The organism is Mycobacterium sp. IDUB_24 (assembly GCF_055419385.1).
Window position 1 is genome coordinate 233,316 of sequence record NZ_JBVAXO010000002.1, and the last position, 22,974, is coordinate 256,289.

23 protein-coding genes are annotated in these 22,974 nt (G+C 67.1%); 14 read left to right on the plus strand and 9 right to left on the minus strand.

The window, feature by feature from the left end; translation table 11 throughout:
• Positions 1 to 97: 97 nt before the first annotated feature.
• A complete protein-coding gene (locus tag ACZYZF_RS08875; protein ID WP_463745223.1) occupies positions 98 to 556 on the minus strand; it encodes a YciI family protein in 459 nt (152 codons plus the stop codon).
• 180 nt (positions 557 to 736) lie between these two features.
• Here ACZYZF_RS08875 and ACZYZF_RS08880 point away from each other — a divergent pair, with 180 nt between their 5' ends.
• From ACZYZF_RS08880 to ACZYZF_RS08935, 12 genes are all read left to right on the plus strand, one after another.
• On the plus strand, positions 737 to 2,356 hold the full coding sequence (locus ACZYZF_RS08880) for an amidohydrolase (protein WP_463745222.1): 1,620 nt from the start codon (positions 737 to 739) through the stop codon (positions 2,354 to 2,356).
• Positions 2,357 to 2,385: 29 nt separating this feature from the next.
• Complete coding sequence (locus ACZYZF_RS08885) at positions 2,386 to 3,951, plus strand: long-chain-fatty-acid--CoA ligase (RefSeq protein WP_463835332.1); 1,566 nt, start codon at positions 2,386 to 2,388, stop codon at positions 3,949 to 3,951.
• A gap of 87 nt (positions 3,952 to 4,038) precedes the next feature.
• A complete protein-coding gene (locus tag ACZYZF_RS08890) occupies positions 4,039 to 5,031 on the plus strand; it encodes an esterase family protein (protein WP_463745220.1) in 993 nt (330 codons plus the stop codon).
• A gap of 26 nt (positions 5,032 to 5,057) precedes the next feature.
• Positions 5,058 to 6,026, plus strand: coding sequence for an o-succinylbenzoate synthase (locus ACZYZF_RS08895; RefSeq protein ID WP_463745317.1), 969 nt, complete (start codon positions 5,058 to 5,060; stop codon positions 6,024 to 6,026).
• A gap of 45 nt (positions 6,027 to 6,071) precedes the next feature.
• Complete coding sequence (locus ACZYZF_RS08900; RefSeq protein ID WP_463745219.1) at positions 6,072 to 7,217, plus strand: LLM class flavin-dependent oxidoreductase; 1,146 nt, start codon at positions 6,072 to 6,074, stop codon at positions 7,215 to 7,217.
• A 5-nt stretch (positions 7,218 to 7,222) separates the two neighbouring features.
• Complete coding sequence (locus ACZYZF_RS08905; RefSeq protein ID WP_463745218.1) at positions 7,223 to 7,561, plus strand: hypothetical protein; 339 nt, start codon at positions 7,223 to 7,225, stop codon at positions 7,559 to 7,561.
• Positions 7,562 to 7,598: 37 nt separating this feature from the next.
• Positions 7,599 to 7,871, plus strand: coding sequence for a hypothetical protein (locus tag ACZYZF_RS08910; RefSeq protein WP_463835333.1), 273 nt, complete (start codon positions 7,599 to 7,601; stop codon positions 7,869 to 7,871).
• Positions 7,872 to 7,951: 80 nt separating this feature from the next.
• The gene (locus ACZYZF_RS08915) at positions 7,952 to 8,917 is read left to right on the plus strand and encodes a GlxA family transcriptional regulator (protein ID WP_463835858.1); all 966 of its coding nucleotides are present in this window, start codon (positions 7,952 to 7,954) and stop codon (positions 8,915 to 8,917) included.
• Between the two features lie 11 nt (positions 8,918 to 8,928).
• Complete coding sequence (locus ACZYZF_RS08920; RefSeq protein ID WP_463745216.1) at positions 8,929 to 9,645, plus strand: DJ-1/PfpI family protein; 717 nt, start codon at positions 8,929 to 8,931, stop codon at positions 9,643 to 9,645.
• A gap of 58 nt (positions 9,646 to 9,703) precedes the next feature.
• Entirely contained in the window at positions 9,704 to 10,504 is an 801-nt protein-coding gene (locus ACZYZF_RS08925) for an alpha/beta fold hydrolase (RefSeq protein WP_463835334.1), read from the plus strand.
• 16 nt (positions 10,505 to 10,520) lie between these two features.
• Positions 10,521 to 12,215, plus strand: a complete 1,695-nt coding sequence (gene menD / locus ACZYZF_RS08930; RefSeq protein WP_463745214.1) for a 2-succinyl-5-enolpyruvyl-6-hydroxy-3-cyclohexene-1-carboxylic-acid synthase — start codon at positions 10,521 to 10,523, stop codon at positions 12,213 to 12,215.
• Positions 12,216 to 12,247: 32 nt separating this feature from the next.
• Positions 12,248 to 12,748: a DUF3592 domain-containing protein gene (locus tag ACZYZF_RS08935; RefSeq protein ID WP_463745315.1), complete on the plus strand. Its 501-nt coding sequence runs from the start codon at positions 12,248 to 12,250 to the stop codon at positions 12,746 to 12,748.
• Here ACZYZF_RS08935 and ACZYZF_RS08940 read toward each other — a convergent pair.
• Positions 12,732 to 13,424 carry a DsbA family protein gene (locus ACZYZF_RS08940; protein WP_463835335.1) on the minus strand — a complete coding sequence of 231 codons (693 nt, stop codon included), beginning with the start codon at positions 13,422 to 13,424 and terminating at the stop codon, positions 12,732 to 12,734. The two genes, ACZYZF_RS08935 and ACZYZF_RS08940, sit on opposite strands and share 17 nt — an antisense overlap.
• A gap of 89 nt (positions 13,425 to 13,513) precedes the next feature.
• Between ACZYZF_RS08940 and ACZYZF_RS08945 the strand changes: the two genes are divergently transcribed.
• Positions 13,514 to 14,641 (plus strand): glycosyltransferase family 4 protein, encoded by a 1,128-nt coding sequence (locus ACZYZF_RS08945; protein ID WP_463835336.1) that lies wholly within the window; start codon positions 13,514 to 13,516, stop codon positions 14,639 to 14,641.
• 79 nt (positions 14,642 to 14,720) lie between these two features.
• Here the strand turns inward: ACZYZF_RS08945 and ACZYZF_RS08950 are convergent, their stop codons facing one another.
• Positions 14,721 to 16,670, minus strand: a complete 1,950-nt coding sequence (locus ACZYZF_RS08950) for an aconitate hydratase (RefSeq protein WP_463835337.1) — start codon at positions 16,668 to 16,670, stop codon at positions 14,721 to 14,723.
• Between the two features lie 64 nt (positions 16,671 to 16,734).
• On the minus strand, positions 16,735 to 17,559 hold the full coding sequence (locus tag ACZYZF_RS08955) for an SDR family oxidoreductase (protein WP_463835338.1): 825 nt from the start codon (positions 17,557 to 17,559) through the stop codon (positions 16,735 to 16,737).
• Between the two features lie 82 nt (positions 17,560 to 17,641).
• On the opposite strand from ACZYZF_RS08955, the gene ACZYZF_RS08960 reads away from it, so the two are divergent.
• Positions 17,642 to 18,334 carry a demethylmenaquinone methyltransferase gene (locus tag ACZYZF_RS08960; RefSeq protein WP_463745209.1) on the plus strand — a complete coding sequence of 231 codons (693 nt, stop codon included), beginning with the start codon at positions 17,642 to 17,644 and terminating at the stop codon, positions 18,332 to 18,334.
• Positions 18,335 to 18,392: 58 nt separating this feature from the next.
• Here ACZYZF_RS08960 and ACZYZF_RS08965 read toward each other — a convergent pair whose 3' ends face one another.
• Genes ACZYZF_RS08965 through ACZYZF_RS08985 form a run of 5 tightly spaced genes read right to left on the minus strand, consistent with a single transcriptional unit; the run spans position 18,393 to position 22,969 of the window.
• On the minus strand, positions 18,393 to 19,115 hold the full coding sequence (locus tag ACZYZF_RS08965) for an oxygenase MpaB family protein (protein ID WP_463835340.1): 723 nt from the start codon (positions 19,113 to 19,115) through the stop codon (positions 18,393 to 18,395).
• Between the two features lie 5 nt (positions 19,116 to 19,120).
• A complete protein-coding gene (locus ACZYZF_RS08970) occupies positions 19,121 to 20,026 on the minus strand; it encodes an oxygenase MpaB family protein (protein WP_463835341.1) in 906 nt (301 codons plus the stop codon).
• 38 nt (positions 20,027 to 20,064) lie between these two features.
• Positions 20,065 to 20,682, minus strand: coding sequence for a mce associated protein mas1a (locus tag ACZYZF_RS08975; RefSeq protein WP_463835342.1), 618 nt, complete (start codon positions 20,680 to 20,682; stop codon positions 20,065 to 20,067).
• Positions 20,679 to 21,902: an MlaD family protein gene (locus ACZYZF_RS08980; protein ID WP_463835343.1), complete on the minus strand. Its 1,224-nt coding sequence runs from the start codon at positions 21,900 to 21,902 to the stop codon at positions 20,679 to 20,681. Before ACZYZF_RS08980 ends, ACZYZF_RS08975 begins: the two co-directional genes overlap by 4 nt.
• Positions 21,899 to 22,969: an MlaD family protein gene (locus ACZYZF_RS08985; protein ID WP_463835344.1), complete on the minus strand. Its 1,071-nt coding sequence runs from the start codon at positions 22,967 to 22,969 to the stop codon at positions 21,899 to 21,901. The genes ACZYZF_RS08980 and ACZYZF_RS08985 overlap by 4 nt, the downstream gene beginning before the upstream one ends.
• Positions 22,970 to 22,974: the final 5 nt, after the last annotated feature.

The window sequence follows — 22,974 nt, forward strand, 5'->3', positions numbered from 1 at the left end:
TACTCGCATCCACGCAGTTCGCGCTGCTTAATGTTTCAGATGTGGGGGGCGGAGCCAAGCCCCGGCGGGTTAGGGACCGCCGGGGCTTGTGCCCGGATCAGCGGTTGGCAGCGTCGCGGGCCTGTTGAGCCAGCTTCTCGGCCAGGTCGGCCTTCCACTGGATCTCTTTTTGAACCCACTCGTTGTCCTGCGGGAACTCGTCGGTTTCGCTGACGCGACGGACCTCCAGTTTCACCCCGCATCCCAGGGGGCATTTCCGTGCCCACTGCTTGGCCTCCTCCTTGGAGGACACATCGAGGATCCAGAACCCGTTGAACAGTTCTTTGGCCTCGGTGTACGGACCGTCGGTGACCACCGGGGGATCGGCGTTGAAATCGACGACGAAGCCTTCCTCGGGGTCGGTCAGACCCTCTCCGGCCAGCAGCACACCGGCCTTGATGAGCTCCTCGTTGTAGCGGCCCATCGACGCGATGATCTCGTCGAAGTCGATGTTCTGCTCGGCCATCGCGGTCTCGGCCTCGGGGGTGGACCGCATGATCAGCATGTAGCGCGACATTGTGTGTCTCCTTCTGACGTCGGGAAGGGGCTCGTCTATCGTGCCCTCGTTAGTACGTCGAACGGCACCCCCACGGAATCGACACGGCCCGAAAAACTTTTTGAAATGTTCTCCATCCGCGGTGTCACGGATTTCTGGGGACGTACCCGGGCAAACGTCACCACCCTCTAGCATCCGAGCATGACCAGCCCGACCGAGTCCGCGGATCTCGTTCTCTACGGCACCATCCTCACGGTCGACGACACGCAACCCACTGCCGAGGCGCTCGCAGTGTCCGGCGGGCGGATCGTCGCCGTCGGATCCCGGGCCGACGTGGCAGGCTGGGTGGGGGAGCACACCGACGTCCGCGAGGTCGACGGCTGTGTCATGCCGGGTTTCGTTGAGGCGCACGGTCATCCGTTGATGGAGGCGGTGGCGTTGTCCGGCCGCATCGTCGACATCCGCCCGGTGACCCTGCCGGATGCGGGCGCGGTGCTCGAGGCGATAGCTGCCGAGGTCGCCGAACGCGGGGCCGACGGTGCATTTCTGAACGGCTGGGATCCGTTGCTGCAGCGCGGTTTGCCCGATCCCACCCTGGCGTGGCTGGACGGCATCGCGTCCGAGACGCCGTTGGTGATCGTGCACAACTCAGGCCACAAAGCCTTCTTCAACAGCGCCGCGGCCCGCCGCGCGGGACTCACCAGAGACACCCCGGACCCCAAGGGGGCCAAGTACGGCCGCGATGCCGGAGGCAATCTCGACGGCACGGCCGAGGAGACCGGAGCGGTGTTCCCGCTGCTGGGCGATGCCATCTCGGTGAGCGACTATCCGGCCATGTTGGCCGCCGAATGCGCACGGCTGAACCGTGCCGGGCTCACCACGTGTTCGGAGATGGCGTTCGACCCGATGTTCCGGCCGTTGCTGGCGCAGTTGCACGATCAGTTGACGGTGCGGTTGCGCACGTACGAGATGTCCACGGCGGCGCTGCACACCGACGCCAGCCCATCCGAGGGTGACGACATCGTGCGCCAGGTCGGCATCAAGATCTGGGTCGACGGGTCCCCGTGGATCGGCAACATCGACCTGACATTCCCGTATCTGGATACCGACGCCACCCGGACCATCGGCGTGGTGCCCGGTTCCTGTGGGCACGCCAACTACACGAAAGAGCAGCTCGCCGAGATCGTCGGCACGTTCTTTCCGCAGGGCTGGCAGCTGGCCTGTCACGTGCACGGCGATGCCGGGGTGGACACCATCCTCGACGTCTACCAGGAGGCGCTGGAGCGCTGGCCACGAAAAGATCACCGGCTGCGTCTGGAACACGTCGGCGCCATCACGCCCGAGCAGTTGCAGCGTGCGCACGCGCTGGGGGTCACGTGCAGCCTGTTCGTCGACCACCTGCACTACTGGGGCGACATCCTCGTCGACGGGCTCTTCGGCCCCGAGCACGGCGGACGCTGGATGCCTGCCGGCTCGGCCGTCGCCACGGGCATGCGAATCTCGCTGCACAACGATCCGCCGGTCACCCCGGAGGAACCGCTGCGCAACATCAGCGTGGCCGTCACGCGGACCGCACCGAGCGGGCGCGTCCTGGCGCCCGAGGAGCGGCTCACCGTCGAGCAGGGGATCCGGGCGCAGACCATCGATGCGGCGTGGCAGTTGTTCGCCGACAACGTGATCGGATCGCTCGAGGTGGGCAAGTACGCCGACCTCGTGATCGTCTCGGCCGACCCGCGCAAAACGGCCCCGGAGGGCATTGCCGACCTGGAAGTACGGGCCACATTCCTGGCGGGCCGGCAGGTTTACCCGAAAGCCGGTTGACCGCCCGCGCGCCGTGGCACGCTCGGGGCATGTCAGATTTGCCGGCTCCGCAGTTTCTCGACGAACGCGTCGCCCACTGGGCGGCCACGAAACCTGACGAGGAGGCGGTCACCTATCTGAGCCGCACCTGGACCTGGTCGCAGTGGTACGACCGGGTCCAGCGGCTGGCCGGCGCGTTGAGTGCGTGGGGCGTGGGGCGTGGCGATGTGGTGGCATTCCTCGACAAGAACCATGTGGCGTGTGTGGAGCTGACGCTCGCGGCGGCGTCGCTCGGTGCGGCCAACGCCATCATCAACTTCCGGCTCGCCGCCGACGAGTTGGATTATGTGCTCAACGACTGCGGGGCCAAGGTGCTGGTTGTCGGTGAGGAGCTTCGCCCGGGTATCGACGCGATCGCCGATCGCCTTTCGTCCGTCGAGCACGTCGTGACGGTGACGCCCGAGGGCGGTGACGGCGACGAGTACGAGACGCTGCTCGCCGGTGCGTCGCCCGTCGGTCGCTCGGCCGATGTTCAGCCCGACGACACGTGCATCATCATGTACTCCTCGGGCACCACCGGTCGGCCCAAAGGCATTGCGCTCACCCACTCCAACGTCATCGCCCACACCCTCAATGCCTTCGAGGGCTGGTCGCTCTCCGAGGGAGACAAGAGTCTGGTGGCCATGCCGCTGTTCCACGTCGGCGGGTCGTCCTACATGCAGTGGGGTCTGTATCACGGGGCGCCGACGTACATGACGCGTGACGTCGACGGCATGGCGTTGGCCGGCGGGATTCTGGCCGGGGCCAATCGGACCTTCCTCGTGCCCGCCGTGCTGTCCAAGGTGTTCGACACCGGCGAGGATGCGGTGAAGCTCTTCGGTGCGTTGAAGACGTTCGCCTACGGCGCATCGCCGATGCCCTTGCCGCTGTTGCGTTCTGCGCTACAGGCCTGGCCTGAGACAGAGTTCATCCAGGTGTACGGGTTGACAGAGGTGGCGGGCGCGATCAGCCGGCTCGGGCCCGACGACCACCGTGCGGCCAGTGAAGCGCGCTTGATGAGTGCGGGCACCGTGGTGCCCGGGGCCGAGGTCAGGGTGGTCGACCCTGACACCGGCGCCGAGGTACCCATCGGTGAGCAGGGTGAATTGTGGTTCCGCTCACCACAATTGATGAAGGGATATCTGAACCGGCCGGAGGCCACGGCGGAGTCGATCACGCCTGAGGGCTGGTTCCGCACCGGTGACATCGGCCGCGTCGACGACGGCGGGTACATCTTCGTCGAAGACCGCCTCAAGGACATGATCATCTCCGGCGGAGAGAACATCTACTCGATCGAGGTCGAGCGCGTGCTGGCCGAACACCCCGCTGTCGTCGACGTCGCGGTGATCGGAGTGCCCGACGAAAAATGGGGTGAGTCGGTGAAAGCCGTTGTGACACTGGAAGGCGAGGCCTCCGAGCCGGACCTGATCGCGTTCGCGCGCGAACATCTGGCTGCCTACAAATGCCCGAAGTCGGTCGACATCGTCGATGAGTTGCCGCGCAATCCCACGGGAAAGATCCTCAAGAAGGATCTGCGCAAGCCGTACTGGGAGGGCCGCGACCGCGCCACGGTGTAGCAATCGGCCACCGGCGGCCCTTCATTTCCCGATTTGAGCGGAGTATTTTCGACCCCATATGTGTGCGCGGAGATGTGGGGTGCGGACATGGCAGATGCGCTCGGATTGCCGAGAATTTCCCGCGGATTGGTGATCGCCGCGGCCCTGATGTTGGCGGCGACCGCCGGCCTACTCGGACCACCGCCGACGGCAACTGCCTGGTCAAGAGCCGGTCTACCGGTCGAAACCTTGTCGGTGCCCTCAGCGTCGATGGGTCGCGACATCAAGATCCAGTTCCAGGACGGAGGCGCTCCGGCGCCGACATCCAGGGCGGGCGGGTCGCACGCCGTCTACCTCTTGGACGGACTGCGGGCCCGTGATGATGCCAACGGTTGGGACATCGAGACCCCAGCCTTCGAGTGGTTCTACCAATCTGGGCTGTCAGTGGTCATGCCGGTCGGTGGCATGTCGAGCTTCTACAGCGACTGGTACCAGCCGGCGGCGGGCAACGGCGGCACGCAGACCTACAAGTGGGAGACGTTTCTGACCAGCGAGTTACCGCAGTGGCTGGCGGCCAACAAGCGGGTGTCCACCTCGGGCAATGCGGTGGTCGGACTGTCGATGTCGGGCAGCTCGGCACTGATCCTGGCCGCCTACTACCCGCAGCAGTTCCGGTACGCGGCGTCGTTGTCGGCGTTCCTGAATCCGTCGGCCGGCCCGTGGCCCGGGCTGATCGGGCTGGCGATGGGTGACGCCGGCGGCTTCTCGGCAGCGGCCATGTGGGGACCGCCCGGTGATCCGGCGTGGGCACGCAACGATCCGACGCTGCAGGTGGGGCGGTTGGCCGCGAACCACACCCGCATCTGGGTCTACTGCGGCTCGGGGACACCCGGGGAGTTGGGCGGCAATGACGTCGCCTCGACCTTCCTCGAAAATACGGCCCTGCAGAGCAACTTCAATTTCCGCGACCAGTACGTCGCCGCGGGCGGGAACAACGCGGTGTTCAACTTCCCGCCCACCGGCACCCACACCTGGGGTTACTGGGGCGCGCAGCTGAACCAGATGAAGCCCGACATTCAGCGGACGTTGGGCGCTGCCTGACCGGGTTGGGCATCATTGACGGCGTGATGGACGCGGCGCCGGCATTGGACGACCTCCTGCAGCGCCTTCACGTGGTGGCCCTGCCGATGCGGGTTCGCTTCCGCGGCATCACCGTTCGTGAGGTCGCGCTGATCGACGGCCCGGTCGGTTGGGGTGAGTTCGGCGCGTTCCTCGAATACGCGCCGCCGGAGGCCGCGGCCTGGCTCGCCGCCGGGATCGAGGCGGCGTACCTGCCGGCGCCGGCGGTGCAGCGCGATCGTGTCCCGATCAACGCCACGGTGCCCGCGGTCCCGGCCGCCCAGGTGCCCGACGTGCTGGCGCGTTTCCCCGGCGCGCGGACGGCCAAGGTCAAGGTCGCCGAACCGGGGCAGACGCTGGCTGACGACGTCGCGCGGGTCAACGCCGTGCGCGCGCAGATTCCGGTGGTGCGGGTGGATGCCAATGGCGGCTGGACGGTGCCGGAGGCCGTCGCTGCCGCCGCGGCGCTGACTGCTGACGGACCGCTCGAATACCTGGAGCAGCCATGTGCGACGGTCGACGAGTTGGCCGCACTGCGCCGGCAGGTGTCGGTGCCGATCGCCGCTGACGAGTCGATCCGCAAGGCATCCGATCCGCTCCGGGTGGTGCGGGCCCGCGCGGCCGACGTCGCAGTGCTCAAGGTGGCGCCGCTGGGCGGGGTGTCACGCATGCTCGACATCGCCGCGCAGATCGACATCCCGGTCGTGGTGTCCAGCGCCCTGGATTCCGCGGTGGGTATCGCGCGCGGACTGTTGGCGGCCGCGGCACTGCCCTCGCTGCACCACGCCTGCGGGCTGGGTACGGGCGGATTCTTCGTGGAGGACGTGGCAGACGTGTCGGCGCCGGTCGACGGGTACCTGCCCGTCGGGAACGTGGTGCCGGACCCCGCCCGGCTGTCCGCGTTGGCAGCGACGCCGGAGCGTCGGCAATGGTGGATCGATCGGGTACGGGAGTGCTACCCACTGATATTGGAGTAGGTCACTACTCTAAGCAAACCGGTCCAGGCGTTCGAGACTCGCTGGATGACTCGATTTCGCGTCGGCATCATGGACCCTACGATCGCCTCACGTCCGGCGATTGACACCTTCACCAGGGCCAGCTATCTGAGCGCGGTCGCCGGGGGCGTGGACTCGTTCTGGGTGCCCGACCACCTCAACGCGCTGTTCCCGCGCACGCTGTGGCAGCCGCAGTTCTGCGGTGGTGCGAAGTTGCTTCCCTCGGCCGATGCTTACCTGGAGCCGTGGACGATGCTGGGTAATCTGGCCGCCCGCAACCGGATCGCCCGGCTCAGGTTGGGTGTTTCGGTGACCGACACCGGACGGCGCAACCCGGCCGTCACCGCGCAGGCCGCGGCCACGATGAACCTGCTCACGAAAGGCAAATTCATCCTCGGAATCGGCACCGGGGAACGCGAGGGCAACGAACCCTACGGCGTGGAGTGGACGAAACCCGTGGCCCGGTTCGAGGAGGCTATGGCCACGATCAGGGCACTGTGGGAATCGAATGGTGAACTGGTGAACCGTGATTCGCCGTACTTCCCGCTGCGGAACGCGATCTTCGACCTGCCGACCTATCGGGGCCGTTGGCCGGAGATCTGGATCGCCGCGCACGGACCGCGGATGCTGCGGGCGACGGGTCGGTATGCCGATGGGTTCTTCCCAGCGTTCCCGCATGCGCCGCAGGAATACGCACAGCGTCTCGAAGTCGTGCGGTCGGCGGCCTCCGATGCCGGGCGTGATCCGATGGCCATCACACCTGCGTTGTGGTGCATGGTGGTGCCGGGGCGCAACCGCGCCGACGTCGACGAGGCGCTGGAATCCGAGGTCGTCAAAGCGGGTGCGTTGATCGCCACCGACGATTTCTATGCCCGCCACGGGGCACAACATCCGCTCGGTGTCGGCTTCTCGGGCGCGCAGGACATCCTGCCCCAAGACTGGGACGAGCAGACTGCGCTGTCCTACATCAAGTCGATTCCGCGGTCGCTGCTGCAGGAGATGTACTTCAGCGGGACGCCGGCCGAGATCGTCGAACGGGCGGCGGAGTGGCGCGATTGCGGTGTCCGGCATCTGGTGGTGGTCAACATGGGTCCGCTGCAGCGCAGTCTGCGCAAGGGGCTGGCGTCGCAGCTGCTGTTCAGCCAGGTGATCCGCAAGCTCAAGAAGCTCTGAACCCCATGGGCGGGTTGCAGATCGGCCTACTGGACCTCATCACCGCGAGCAGGCCGGCGGCGGACACCTTCACCCAGGCCAACTATCTCTCGGCCGTGGGCGCCCGGGTCGACTCCTTCTGGGTGCCCGATCATCTGAACGCGATCTTTCCCCGCGCATTGTGGCAGGAGAAGTACTGCGCTGCAGCGAAGCTGGTTCCGTCAGTCGACGCCTGCATGGAACCGTGGACGATGCTGGGGAAACTCGCCGCGCGAAACCGCCTCGCGCGATTACCGCTCGGCATCAGTCGACGATGCCCTGGAATCCGAAGTGATGCGCGCGGGTTGCCTCAGTGCATCCGATGAGTACTTCGCGCGGCGGGGCGCAGAGCATCCGTTGGGAGTGGGTTTCTCCGGAGGTCAGGACATCCTGCCCCAGGATTGGGACGAGCAGACCGCGCTCTCGCACATCAAGGGCATCACGCCTGACCTGATGCGGGACATGGGGCTGATCGGCACGCCCGACGAGATCCTGGACCGGGTCGCCGAATGGCGGGACTGCGGGGTGCGACACCTGGTGCTGATCAATGGTGGCCTGATGCAGCGCGGTCTGCGGCGCGGCGTGGCGACGGTGCCGTCGTTCTACCGGGTGGTGCGCGGGATCAAGAAACTCTAGAACTCCGGATGCCAGCTGATGTCCTGATTTGTGGGGTACGTGGCGTAGACGCCATCGCCGACGTCGCGAACACTGAAGACGTGACGCGATCGGTGGTGATCCTGGGCTATGCCGGCGTGCAGGCCCTGGACCTGGTGGGGCCCTTCGACGTGTTCTCCACCGCCACGCTGGCCCTGGCCGGTCTGGGCCAACCCGATGGCTATGCCGTCACGGTGACCTCGGTGGACGGCCGGCCTGTCAGCACCCTCACCGGTTTGGAATTCGTCGCCGCACCACTGCCTGACCCCCACGGTCCGATCGACACCATCGTCATCCCGGGTGGGATCGGCGCCGATGCCGCCCGGGCCAACCCGGCGGTCATCGACTGGATCAGCGTCGCCGCGAGCCACGCCCGCCGTGTCGTCAGTGTCTGCACCGGCGCGTTCCTGGCCGCGCAGGCCGGACTGCTCGACGGATGCACCGCCACCACCCACTGGTCCTCGGCGCGCCGGATGGCCGACGAGTTCCCCGAGGTGGCAGTCGATCCCGATCCGATCTTCGTCAGAAGCTCCGACCGGGTCTGGACCGCGGCCGGGGTAACCGCCGGCATCGACTTGGCGTTGTCCTTGGTCGAGGACGATTACGGCACCGATCTCGCCCAGACGGTGGCCCGGTACCTGGTGCTCTACCTGCGCCGGCCCGGCGGTCAGACACAGTTCGCCGCGCCGGTGTGGATGCCACGGGCCAAACGCGCCCCGATCCGCGCGGTCCAGGAATTCATCGAGGTAGAACCCGGTGGGGCACATAGTATTTCCGATCTGGCCCGGCGCGCGGCGATGAGTCCACGGCATTTCACCAGGGTGTTCACCGACGAGGTCGGGGAGGCGCCCGGCGCCTACGTGGAACGGATCCGCACCGACGCCGCGCGGCGTCAACTCGAGGAATCCGACGACACCGTCACCGTCATCGCCGCTCGCTGCGGGTTCGGTACCGCCGAAACAATGCGGCGCAACTTCGTTCGGCGCCTTGGAATTTCACCTGACCAGTACCGCAAGACCTTCGCGTGAAAGGAATAACCATGCAGTTCGCAATCGTGTTGTATCCCAGCTTCACCGCCCTCGATTTCATCGGACCCTACGAGGTGCTGCGTAACCTGCCCGACGCGGACGTGCGGTTCGTCTGGCACGAGCCCGGCCCGATCACCGCCGACTCCGGTGTGCTGGTGGTGGGGGCCACCCACAGTTTCGACGAAACCCTCTCGCCCGACGTGGTTCTGGTGCCCGGCGGACCGGGCACCACCATGGCGGCCCGCGACGAAAAGGTGCTCGACTGGCTGCGTCAGGTGTATCCGGGGACCACCTGGATGGCGTCGGTGTGCTCGGGTTCAGTGGTGCTGGCCGCAGCGGGCCTGCTCGACGGGAAGCGGGCCACCTCGCACTGGTCGGTGTTGCCGAGTCTGAAGATGTTCGGCGTCACACCGGTTGGCGATGAGCGCATCGTGCAGGAAGATGACGTCATCACCGCGGCAGGGGTGTCGGCGGGTATCGATCTGGGTTTGTGGCTGGCCGGTCAGATCGGCGGAGAAGCCAAAGCCAAGGCCATCCAGTTGATGATCGAATACGACCCGCAGCCGCCGTTCGATTCGGGGCACATGTCGAAGGCTTCGGGCACGACGAAGGCCGGCGCGACCGCCCTGCTGGGCAAGGACATGATCAAGCCCGAGCCGCTCAAGGCGAGTGTGTTGTTGGCGTGGGACCAGGCGATCCGCAAGGTCCGTTCGCTGCGCAGCGCGTGAGCGCTCAGACAGCTGCAGCGCGTGAGCGCTCAGGCGGCGATCGAGTACCGTCGGCCGGGTGAATCTGGCATATGAGGAGCGAGGCAAGGGCGATCCGGTGCTGTTCATCGCCGGTCGCGGAGGTGCCGGCCGCACCTGGCACCTGCACCAGGTCCCAGCGCTGCAGCGGGCCGGCTACCGCGTCATCACCTTCGACAACCGCGGGGTCGGGGCGACCGAGAACGCCCAGGGGTTCGGTACCGAGCAGATGGTGGCCGACACCGCCGAGCTGATCGAGAAGCTCGGGGCGGCTCCGGCGCACATCGTGGGTGTGTCGATGGGTTCGTTCATCGCGCAGGAACTGATGTTGGCCCGCCCGGAGCTGGTGCGATCCGCGGTGTTGATGGCCACCCGCGGCCGCCACGACCGGGCGCGTGAGTTCTTCCGTACTGCCGAGCGTGACCTTGCGGCCTCGGGCGTGCAGCTGCCGCCGACGTTCGACGCCAAGCTCCGGATGATGGAGAGTTTCTCGCCGAAGACGCTCAACAACGACGTGCTGGTGCGCGACTGGAGCGAGATGTTCACCATGTGGCCCACCAAGCAGACTCCCGGTCTCGCGGCACAGTCCGACGCCGGTCCGGTGGGCAACCGGCTGCCGGCGTACCAGGCCATCACCGCTCCGGTGCTCGTCATGGGGTTCGCCGATGATGTGGTGCTGCCTCCGCATCTGGGCCGTGAGGTGGCCGATGCGATTCCCACCGCCCGCTACCTGGAGATCCCCGACACGGGCCACCTCGGCTTCATCGAGAAGCCCGACGAGGTCAACGCCGCACTGCTCGAGTTTCTCGCGGGGCAGGCCGGGCAGACCGGGCAGTACTGAAGAATAAGGTGGTGTGGTGAACCCATCGACGGCACAGGCGCGCGTAGTCGTCGACGAACTCATCCGCGGCGGTGTCCGCGATGTCGTGCTGTGCCCGGGCTCGCGCAACGCCCCGCTGGCGTTCGCGCTGTCCGATGCCGACCGGGCCGGCCGCATCCGTCTGCACGTCCGTATCGACGAGCGCACCGCCGGTTACCTGGCGATCGGCTTGGCGTTCGGGGGAGGCACAGACGAACGGTCCCCTGTTTGCATCGCGATGACCTCGGGTACCGCGGTGGCGAATCTCGGCCCCGCGGTCGTGGAGGCCAACTACGCCCGGGTGCCGCTGATCGTGCTGAGCGCCAACCGGCCCTATGAAATGTTGGGCACCGGCGCCAATCAGACCTTTGAACAGCTGGGGTATTTCGGTACCCAGGTGCGTGCCAACGTCAGTCTCGGCCTGGCAGAAGACCGCCCGGAACAGCTTGATTCCCTCAACGCCCAGTGGCGATCGGCGACCTGCCGGGTGCTGGCGGCGGCTACCGGTTCACGCACCGCCAACGCGGGCCCGGTGCAGTTCGACATCCCGCTGCGCGAGCCGCTGGTTCCCGACAGTGCGCACGGGGACGCGTCGTCCCCCGGGCTTGTCGGCTCCTCGCGCGAGCGCTGGTCGGAAGGCCGCCCGGACGGCAAACCGTGGACGTACACCCCGGCGGTGACGTTTGATCAGCCGCTGGAGATCGACCTCACCCCGGACACCGTGGTGATCGCCGGGCACGGCGCCGGAGTGCACCCCAACCTGGCCGGGCTGCCGACGGTGGCCGAGCCCACCGCACCGCTGCCCCAGAACCCGCTGCACCCGCTGGCGCTGCGCCTCGTGCATCCCAAGCAGGTCATCATGCTGGGGCGGCCCACCCTGCACCGGCCGGTCTCGGCGCTGCTGGCCGACCCGGCGGTGCCGGTCTATGCACTGACCACGGGTCCGCGCTGGCCCGATGTATCCGGCAACTCGATGGCCACCGGTACCCGGGCGGTGACCACCGGCACCCCGGACCCGGCCTGGCTGAACCGCTGCGCAGAGGTCAATCGGCACGCGGTGGCGGCGGTGCGCCAACAACTGGCGGCGCATCCGCTGACCACGGGTCTACACGTGGCCGCGGTGGTCGCCGGCGCACTGCGCCCCGGGGATCAGCTGGTGCTCGGGGCATCCAACCCGGTGCGCGACGCGGCGCTGGTCGGGCTGAATGCCGAGGGCATCAAGGTGCGGTCCAACCGCGGTGTGGCCGGTATCGACGGCACGGTGTCGACGGCGATCGGCGCGGCGCTGGCTCACGATCGGGAGGGTGACGGGAACGGGCCGCGTCGGACCGTCGCGCTGATCGGGGATCTGACCTTCGTCCACGACAGCTCAGGGCTGTTGATCGGGCCCACCGAGCCGACGCCGCGCAACCTGACGATCGTGGTGTCCAACGACAACGGCGGCGGCATCTTCGAGCTGCTGGAGCAGGGCGATCCGCGGTTCTCCGACGTGTCGTCGCGGATCTTCGGCACGCCGCACGATGTCGACATCGCCGCGCTGTGCCGGGCCTACCACGTCGAGTTCGGCCAGGTTGAGGCCGATGCGCTCGGCGCGGCGCTGGACGAACCCTTCGACGGTATGCGGGTACTGGAGGTGAAGGCCGACCGGTCGTCGCTGCGTGCCCTGCACGCGTCGATCAAGGCGGCCCTGTGAGTCCCGCGCTGATCGCGGCGCGCTTCCGGGCGATGGTGCAGCCACTGATCCCACACCTGTACGGCGAACCGGGGGAGACGCGCTCGCAGCGGATCATCCGGCGGGTGCGGATCGGCGTGGTGATCGCCGCCTGCCTGGTCACGTTGCAGTCTTCGCTGCTGGTGATGGGCGCCTGGCGCAACGACCAGCAGATCGAGCGGAACATGGGGGTGGCTGCGGCCGAGGTGCTCAGCGCCGGGCCGCGGCGCTCGACCATCGAGTTCGTCACGCCGGACCGGGTGACCTACCGCCCCGAGCTGGGGGTGCTGTATCCCTCCGAGCTCGACACGGGGATGCGGATCTATGTCGAGTACGACAAGAACAATCCGGACCTGGTCCGGGTGCGTGACCGCGATGCGTCGTTGGCGATCATCCCGGCCGGATCGATCGCGGTGGTGGGCTGGCTGGTGGCGGCTGCGGCGCTGGCTCTGCTGGCCTTCCTGCAGCGACGGCCCCGCTCAACCGGCGCCGGAAACGTCAACTCCTTGGCGTAGCGAGCAGTTTGGCCAGCCAGTCGGGGTCGCTGGTGTCGACGACCTCTTCGCCGACGAGATCGTAGATCGTCGGCGTGGACACCGAGTCCTGCGTTTCGCTGAGCAGTTCGGCGTTGGCCTCGTTGAGTTGCTCGGAGTCGACGGCCTGCGCACTGGCTGCGATCTTGTTGGTCTGCTCGTCGCCGACCCCGCTCTCGGAGGCCATCGCCGCGATTGCGTCGTCGGTCGGGCCGGGTGAACCCTCGGGCTCCTGGTGACCCCAGAGGTCCTGCACGAATGCCTGGAATGCCGTCCCGGTGGTGCCGGGCCCGGCGGCCAGGAACAGGGCGTTGGCGACGTGGGCTGAGTACTCGGTGCTCGACCCGTCCAGGAAGGTCAGCGGCCGGTAGGTCACGGCCAGCTGGCCCTGGCCGATGGCGGCGGCCAGGGCATCGCCGAACTCGTGTTGCAGGTGGGCGCAGGCCGGGCACTGCGGTTCGGTGAAAAACTCGATCCGGGCAGACGCATCCGGAAAGCCGATCTGGACACCCCAGCCGTCGTCGGTGATCTCGCTGCCGGGCTTGTTGCCGTTGGCCTGCGCGGTGCCGTCGACCAGCCGAGTGCAACCGGCGGTTGCCCCGGCAACGGACAATGCCACCACGGCCAGCATCGCTGCAGCAACGCGCGGGAATCGCATTCGCCAACCCTAGACCCGGGCATCAGGTTTTAGCGTGTCGTATCCCCGGACGCTACCTAGGGGACAGGTGCCGCTGGGAGCATCGAGGGGTGCGCGTTGCGATCGTTGCAGAGTCCTTCCTCCCGAATGTCAACGGCGTCACCAACTCGGTGCTTCGGGTGATCGAGCATCTCCGCCGCACCGGCCATGAGGTTCTTGTCATCGCCCCGGACACCCCGCGGGGTCAGCCGCCGGCCGAACGTGTGCATGACGGTGTCCGTGTGCACCGGGTGCCTTCGCGGATGTTTCCCAAGGTGACCTCGCTGCCGCTGGGCGTGCCGCGGCCCCGGATGGTGAATGTGCTGCGCGGTTTCGACCCTGACGTCGTGCACCTCGCTTCGCCCGCACTCCTCGGCTGGGGTGGCGTGCACGCCGCACGCTACCTGGGCGTGCCGACGGTGGCCGTGTTCCAGACCGATGTCGCCGGCTTCGCCGAGAGCTACGGGGTCGGCGTCCTGTCGCGGGCGTCGTGGGCCTGGACCCGTCGCCTGCACAGCAAGGCCGACCGCACTCTGGCCCCGTCCACCTCGGCGATGGAAAACCTGGAGGCCCACCGGATTCCCCGCGTATTCAAGTGGGGACGCGGAGTGGACATCACCGGGTTCGCCCCGTCGGCCCGCGATGAGGCGTTGCGGGCGTCGTGGTCGGCCGACGGCAGGCCGATCGTCGGGTTCGTCGGCCGGCTGGCCCCGGAGAAGCACGTGGAACGGCTGGCTGCGCTGGCCGGCCGCGACGACTTGCAGCTTGTGGTGGTCGGTGCCGGGGTGGACCGGGAAAAACTCCAAACCGCTTTGCCCACCGCGGTTTTCACCGGCGAGCTGCACGGGCCGGAACTGGCCGCGGCCTACGCCAGCATGGACGTGTTCGTCCATCCCGGCGAGCATGAGACGTTCTGCCAGGCGGTGCAGGAGGCGATGGCGTCAGGTCTGCCTGTGGTCGCGCCCGACGCCGGCGGGCCCCGGGATCTGGTGGCGCCGTACCGCACCGGATTGTTGCTTCCGGTAGACGAATTCGAGTCGGCGCTGCCTGCGGCTGTCGAGCATCTGATCGCCGAGCGGCCGCGTTATTCGGTGGCAGCCCGGCGCAGTGTGCTCGGCCGCACCTGGCCGGCCATCTGCGACGAGCTGATCGGGCACTACGAGGACGTGCAGGGCCTGCGTCAGTTGCGCGCCGCCTGACTTTCTCCTCGCGAGCAGACACATATGTACCCAAAACCATGGCGTGTCGGGTACATATGTGTCTGCTCGTGAGGAAAAGCTAGCGCTGAGCGGCCAGCCACGGGATCAGGCCACCGGCCAGCACATGCTGGATCTGCCTCGGTGAAAGGCGATGGCGCACCCCGAAAGTCGTGCCCCGCGTGGTGTTGGTGACCGTGATCGGAAGGCTGTCGGCCAATGCCTGGCGGAGGTCGGTGAGGTGGAGTACATCGTCCTGCGCCACCGTGTCATAGTCGGTGGGCTCGACGAATTCCAGTGCCAGCACACCGAAATTGGCGAGATTCTGCCAGTGGATGCGGGCGAAGGACTTGGCGATCACCACCCTCAGCCCGAGATAGCGGGGCGCAATCGCGGCGTGCTCGCGCGACGAGCCCTGGCCGTAGTTCTCTCCGCCGACGATGATGTGGCCGTCGTCGGCGGACTGTGCCCGGTCCGGGTAGGTTTCGTCGATCTGGGTGAAGCTGAACATGGCCAGCTTGGGGATGTTCGACCGGAACGGCAGGGCGCGCGCACCCGCCGGTGAGATCTCGTCGGTGGAGATGTTGTCGCCGACCTTGAGCAGGACCGGCGCCGCGATCTCGTCGGGCAATGGTGTCAGCTCGGGCAGGCTGGAGATGTTGGGGCCTTTGATGACGTCGACGGCCAGCGCCTGCTCGGGCGTGGACGGGGCGACCAGCATGGCGGTGTTGACGCTGGAGTGCGTGGGCAGATCCAGCGTGGGGTACTCGATGCCGTTGTCTGCAGCCCATTGTCGTGGATCGGTGATGACGCCTGTGATCGCCGATGCCGCAGCGGTTTCCGGTGAACACAGCCACACCGAATCTTCCCGGGTGCCGGACCGGCCGGGGAAGTTGCGGGGCATGGTGCGGAGCGAGTTGCGGCCGGTGGCAGGGGCCTGGCCCATGCCGATGCAGCCCATGCAGCCGGCCTGGTGGATACGGGCCCCGTTGATGACGAGCTCGGTCGTGGCGCCCATGCGCGTCAGGTCGGTGAGAATCTCGCGCGAGGTCGGGTTGACGTCGAAGCTGACATCGGGCGAGGTCTGCCGGCCGTGCACCATGGCCGCGGCGATCGCGAAGTCCCGCAAGCCGGGGTTGGCGCTGGAGCCGATGATCACCTGAGCGACGGGTTCGCCGGCGACTTCGGACACCGGGACCACGTTGCCGGGGGACGACGGCTTGGCGATCAGCGGCTCCAGCTGTGAAAGGTCGACAACCTCATCGATGTCATATTCGGCACCGTCGTCGGCGACGAGTTCGATCCAGTCGTCGCCGCGATCCTCGCTGCGGAGGAATTCGCGCACCGCGTCGTCGCTGGGGAAGACGGTGGTGGTCGCGCCGAGCTCGGCGCCCATGTTGGCGATCACGTGCCGATCCATGGCGGTCAGGCCCGCCAGTCCCGGGCCGTAATACTCCATGATGCGGTTGACGCCGCCCTTGACGTCATGGCGCCGGAGCATCTCCAGGATGACGTCCTTGGCCGAACACCATTGGGGTAGCTCACCTTCCAGCCGGATACCCCATACCTGCGGTGCCCGCAGGTGCAGGGGTTCACCGGCGATGGCCAGCGCCACCTCGAGCCCGCCGACACCGATCGCCAGCATCCCCAACGAGCCGGCCGCCGGTGTGTGGGAGTCCGAACCCACCATCGTCTTGCCCGGTATGCCGAACCGCTGCATGTGTGTCGGGTGGGAGACCCCGTTGCCGGGTTTGGAGAACCACAGCCCGAAATGCTGCGCCGCGGTGCGCAGATACTCGTGGTCCTCGGCGTTCTTCTCGTCGGTCTGCAGCAAGTTGTGATCGACGTACTGCACACTGACCTCGGTGCGGGCCCTATCGAGACCGAGCGCCTCGAGCTCCTGCATCACCAGGGTTCCGGTCGCGTCCTGGGTCAGCGTCTGGTCGATGTGGATGGCGATCTCCTCTCCGGGTGTCATGGACCCTGAGACGAGATGCGAACCGATCAACTTCTGTGTGACGCTCTCCGGCATGTTCACAGGCTTCCCCGGCCACCGCCGGGCGAAACGGTCCGTGGAGGAAAACGCGCGCTGAAAATCAGCCCTGCGCCAGGACCGACACCGGCTGCCACTGCTCCCATGTCGCCAGCCGGCCCTCATAGTCGGCCTTGGCCAGCTGCAGGGGCAGCTCACCGAAGAACACCCGTAGCGGCGGGTTTTCGGCGTCGACGATCTTGAGCACCGCGTCTGCGGAGGCCTTGGGGTCACCGGGCTTGGAGCTGCGCTGCTGGCGGGCGCGCTGCGCGGCGGCGCGGGCCTCGTCGTAATCGGCAAGCGGGGCAGCGTGTCTGGCCGAGGATCCGGCCCAGTCGGTGGAGAACCCGCCCGGCTCGATCAGCGTCACATGCACACCGAAGGGTGCGACCTCCTGGGCCAGCGACTGCGAGAACCCTTCCAGCGCCCACTTCGACGCGTGGTACATCCCGACCAGGGGGAATGCGGTGATACCACCGATCGAGGACACCTGGATGATGTGCCCGCTGCCCTGGGCGCGCAGGTAGGGAAGCGCGGCCTGGGTGACCCACAGGGCACCGAAGACGTTCGTCTCGATCTGATCGCGGGCGTCGGCCTCCGACAGTTCCTCGATGAAGCCGAACTGTCCGTAGCCGGCATTGTTGACGACGACGTCCAGCCGGCCGAAGTGGTCGTGCGCCTGCTTGACCGCGGCGAAGTCCGCCTCGCGGTCGGTGACGTCCAACCGGAGCGGCAGGAGTGCGTCGCCGTACTTGTCGGCCAGGTCGGCCAGCGTCGCGGTGTCGCGGGCCGTGGCGGCCACCTTGTCGCCCCGGTCGAGGGCGGCGATTGCCCACTCACGGCCGAAGCCTCTCGATGCACCGGTGATGAACCACACTTTTTCGCTCATGATCAGGTTCAAGGCGCCCCGCCGAGCACCAATTCCCGGTCGCAGGAAGTTCACAGGGATCGGTACGGGTACCGTCGGCGACGTGAGTCGCGCGAGCCTGGAGAAGAACCCCCACGAAGTGGCATCGATGTTCGATGCCGTGGCACGGCGTTACGACCTCACGAACACGGTGCTCTCGCTCGGGCAGGACCGGTTCTGGCGCCGGCAGACGCGGGCAGCACTCGGTATCGGGCCCGGCGACAAAGTGCTGGACCTGGCCGCGGGCACCGCGGTGTCGACGGTCGAGCTGGCCTCATCGGGTGCGTGGTGCGTGGCCGCGGACTTCTCGGTGGGCATGCTCGCCGCCGGGGCCTCACGCCCCGTGCCGAAGGTGGGCGCCGACGCCACCCGGCTGCCGTTCGCCGACGGGGTGTTCGACGCGGTCACCATCAGCTTCGGGCTGCGCAACGTTGTCGACCATGTGGCAGGGCTACGCGAGATGGCCCGGGTGACGCGGCCCGGTGGCCGACTGGTGGTGTGCGAGTTCTCGACGCCGACCAATGGTGCGTTCGCTACGCTCTACAAGGAATATCTGATGCAGGCGCTGCCGCGGATGGCCACCGCGGTGTCGAGCAACCCGGACGCCTATGTGTACCTGGCCGAGTCGATCCGGGCCTGGCCGGATCAGGACGAGCTGGCACGCCGCATCGCCGATGCCGGGTGGTCACAGGTCAAGTGGCGCAACCTGACTGGTGGCATCGTCGCGTTGCACGCGGCGACGAAGCCGTCTACCTGAGCACCCGGGGCCCCTGACCTCCGCCGAAACGGCATTCCGGCAGGATTTATTCGAGTAGCTAGCTGCTGGAATGCCGTTTCGGCGTGGATAAAGCCCGGCTGACCACAGCGAACCGACGTAGGGAGCGCCGATCGCGAGCGCTGACCACGGTTCCGGTCAGCTCGGCCGCCACTGGATGCTGCATGGCCCGGATCGCCCGGTGCGGCACGGCCTGTGGCCACCAGTCCGTCGGCGCGAACATCTGCCGGCGAAACGGTTCGAAGTGCTCGCCCGCCGACAACTGGGAGCGGCATGCGTTCTCGAAGTACGTGCAGAACCCGGGCCAGCTGGCCGGCATCGGGCGGGTGGAGATGCCGTAGCGCCGGTACCACGCGCAGCACTCCTGGTAGAGCTGCTCGTGTTCGTCGTCGTCCAGCTTCCGGATGAAGGTATTCACCATCATCACAAGGCTTTCCACGTAGGTGGCGTGCTGGAAGTGGAACACGTCGGGGTTCAGCGCGTGGTACTTGTTCCCGGCCGGGTCGCGGCCCTTGACGTCTTCGTGCGCGAACCGGATGTACGGCCGCATGTCGACGTTGGAGTGGGCGATTCTGATCGCCTGCGTCACAGTGCGTTTGTGGTGCAGCCAGACTCGTCGGTGCAACAGCGCATGCTGCGTGATTCCGGTGGCGATCGTCGGATGCAGAGACTGCAGACAGACCGCCCTCGGCAGGACGAAAAGGAACCGTCGGTCCCGGAGACACTGTGACAGCAGGGTGTCCGGGCCGAGTCCGGCTGCCACCTCGCTCAGATCAGGGCCTTCTTTCGGCGGATCCGTCGACGCAGATCCTTCATCAGCACGGCGTAGTTGCCGTTGCGCAGCGACTTCGGCAGGAAGCGGTTGACGAACGCCACGAACAGAAAGAGATGTTCGAAGCGACGGCGGTCGGTGTCGGTCCACTCGAGTTCCATCGCGTCGCGGAACACCGGCGCCAGGAACCCGATGGTCAAGAACCGCAGCAGTGGTGCCAGCATCTTCCGCATCGGCCAGTTGATCATCCGCAGTTCCACCAGAACCATGAGGTAATCCCGGACGAACGGCGTCATCTCGACGCGTTCGCATGCGGTGTTCCAGTACGCATCGAAGTCCGCCCGGGTGGCCGGCCACATCTCCTCGAGGACCTGCAGGGTGGTGCCGATGGTCATCGCGCTCTGATAGAAGGTTTCGGCCTGCTCCTCGGTCATGGTCCCGTACAGAAGCTGATGGGTGTCCTCGTAGAAGATGAAAAGGCAGGCGGCCACCCATAACTGCAGTTCTCGGTTGAACGCGTTGTACTTGACCGGACTGTCCTCGGTGGACCGCACCTGCCGGTGCGCAACGTTGACGGCCTCCCGGTAGGCGTTCTTCTCCTCGTCGGTGCCGAGGATCGCGACGGTCAGGTATTGCGCGGTGGTGCGCAGCCGCTTCCATGGGTGGTGCACCAAACTTCCGGATTCCACCCGGCTTTCGGCGACGCCGTAGCCGACTTCAGGCCAGCTCATCTGCATGATGACGTTGGCCGCCGCCCCGGCGGCCGACCAGAAGTCCAGCGCGTCGGAGAGGTCGACCTCCTTCTTTCTGATCCACCGCGGCACCCGTTGCGTGACGGTGATGCGGGTGTCGGCGGTGGTCAGCCGCGGCTCGGCGGCCAGGTCCACGTACGTCGCTGGCATGGGACTCCTTCCGGGGGCGAACAGGGCGAATGGTGCGGTTACACGGTCTGCACGTCGTCGACGATCCAGCGGTCACCGCTGCGCACGAGCTTGGCCACCATCCGGTACTTCTGGTTACTGCCTTGTGGCGCTGTGACATTGGTGACGTGCTGATCGACGAAGGCGACGACGGTCGCCGTGTCGCCGTCGAGCGAGTCGACGACCACATGATCGGCCGTGGCGGTCGCGACGCCCTTGCTGGTCACCACGATGTCGCGAAGCGCCTTGACCATCTCGTCGTACTTGGCCGCGAACCCGGAGGTGGAATTGGCGACGATGTGCTCGCGGTTGGCGTCCATCTTCTGGTAGTCGAACGCGGCCATCGCCACCAGATAGTCCCGCGACATCGTCACCGCCTGGGCGCGCAGCGCGTCGTCGCGGCGGTGGTGGTACTCGCCGATCGACAACACCACCAGTGCGGCCGTGGCGGCGACGGCCAGCAGCGCGACCACGCCCGTTACGACCCGGCGCTTGAGCCGACCGGACGGGGTGGGCTCGGAGTCGTCGGAACCGGTCTCGTCGGCTTCGAGGTCCTCGGAATCGTCGGAGCGTTTCTCCAATGTCAGCACCGATTCGCTGCGGTCTTCGTCGATGGAGTCGTCGTCGGATTTGCTCACTGCGGGCCACCTTTCAGGATGCTGCGCCATTTGTAGGCCAGCTGAGCCAGGGTCGGGATCTTGACCGGGTCGTTGACCACCTCGGGTCCGATCGGATACCCAGGGGTCTGTGAGTTCTGCAAGCCGAGGTCGTTGGGCCGGGGTGCGTTGACCGCGCCCCGCATCAGCATGTCGGGTGCGGGCGGGCAGTACATCACCAGGTTGGGTTCGGTGGGACTCACATCGCCGATGGCCCGCCGGTCGACGTCGTAGTTACAGACCGGCCCCTGGGTGGCGATCAACGAGAAATCCGCCCGGGTCTGGCCGGTGGCGTCGACCTTGACGATCGACGTCAGATCCTGCAGGCCTTTCGGGATCGTGGACAGCCCGGTCTGCAGCGAATCGGTGCGGTCGCCGATGATCGGGGTGACGGTCGCCAGGTTGGCAAGCGTGGCGCCGAAGGTGCCCTGATAGGTATCCAGCACCCGCTGCAGGGATTTCAGCGCGGCCGGTGACCGGTCGGTCAGGTACAGGAACGCCGGGCCGCTGCCGTCGAGTTGGTTGGCTAGCCGCGCACTCGCTGCCATACCCCGAACGAACGGGTCACCCTGGCCGGCCATGGTGGTGACCAATGCTGCGGTGCCCTCGACCAGTGGCTGCAGTTGGCCGGTCTGGCTGCGGATGCGGGTGGACATGTCCGACGCGTTGTCGATCAGCATGGCCAGGTCAGGGCCCAGCCCTTCGAAGGCGTTCGACAATTCCGTGCCGACGTCCCGAACTGCCTGGGTGTCAATGCCTTTCACCAGTTGCGCGGTGTCACCCATGATCCGGTCCATCTGGACCGGTTGACGGTCGGACGGTGCGGCGATGGTGTCCCCGGACGCCAGGTACGGGCCGGCGTCGGACTGGGGCATGATGTCCACGCTCTGGATGCCTGCGGCCGTACCCATGCCGACGGTCAGGATCGCGTCGCGCGGGATCCTGGTGTCGGGGTCGATTGCCAGCCGCACCATGGCGGTGCCGTCGGGGGCCAGCCAGACGTCGTCGACGGTGCCGACCTGTACCCCGCGCACGGTGACGCTGGTGCCTGCGGTCAGGCCGAATGCGTCGGTCATCGAGGCGGTCAGGGTCATCGGAGTTCGAAACCCTTGCGGCCCGGCCACATACCGGATACCGAACGGGATGACGACTGCGGCGATCACCGCGAAGATCGCCAGCTGAACCACTACCAGGCGTCTCAATTCAGACCTCCCGACAAGAACCCCTCCAGCGCCACGTCCCCGGTGATCGGGGTGCCGTTGACGATCAGCCCTCCGGTCAGCAGTTTGTCGATGGTGCCCGGAATGTCCAGGGCGCCATCGAACATCAGGTAGTCCCCGTGTACCGAGTTTCCGAACTTCTCCAGGAAGCCGTTCATCGAATTGAGCATTCCGCCGAGCCGGTCGTTGAAGGCACCCATCGTCTGCACGACCGTGCCGGCATCGGTCACCATGGCACTGAGGTCGGTCGAGGACAGCACACTGTTGGCGGTGGCGGCCAGCGCGGTGGTCGAGGAGAACAGCGTCTGCAGCTTGGCGCGCTGCACATCGAGCATCGCCACCACCTTGGGTACCGCGTCGAGGTAGCCGGCCACGGTCTTCTGCTCGTGGCCGAACTGCCCGGTGATGTTGGCTGCCAGGCGCATTGCCTGGTCGAATTCGCCCTGGTGCTCTGAGGCCTTGGCGGCCAGCATGGACATCGAGTCGATCAGGCCGCGGACCTTGTCCGCCCGCCCACCGAACGCCTTGTCCAGTTCGGTGACGATGGTGGCCAACTGGTCGACGCCGCTGCGGCTCAGCAGGGCCCCGAAGGTGGCGAGCGCGCTTTCGATCTGCGGCCCGAGCTCGGTGTGGCTGGGCGGGATCACGTCGCCGTCGCGCAGCGCACGCTGCGGCGCCTGTGGCGCGCTGCTGAGCCGGACGAACGGATTGCCAAGGGCCGAGGGCAGTTCGACGCTGGCCACGGTGCCGGAATCCAGTCCGTCGGCGTCGGCCAGGCTCAGTTGCACCGAGGCTCCCGAGGCGGCCAGGCTCATCCCGCTGACCCGGCCCACGACCTTCTGCCCGTTGCGGACGTCGGCGCCGATGGTGATCCCGTCGGCCGTCGGCAGTACCACCGTGACCGCCAGGGTGTCGGTGGGGGAGGTGCGGCCCAGCGGAAGGTCCTGGATACCGATATCGCTCAACGCCCATACGGCGGTTGCGGCCACGACCACCGCGCAGCAAGTGGCGGCGCCCCGGAGGGTGGGCTTGCGCATGGGTCTAGGCATGACCG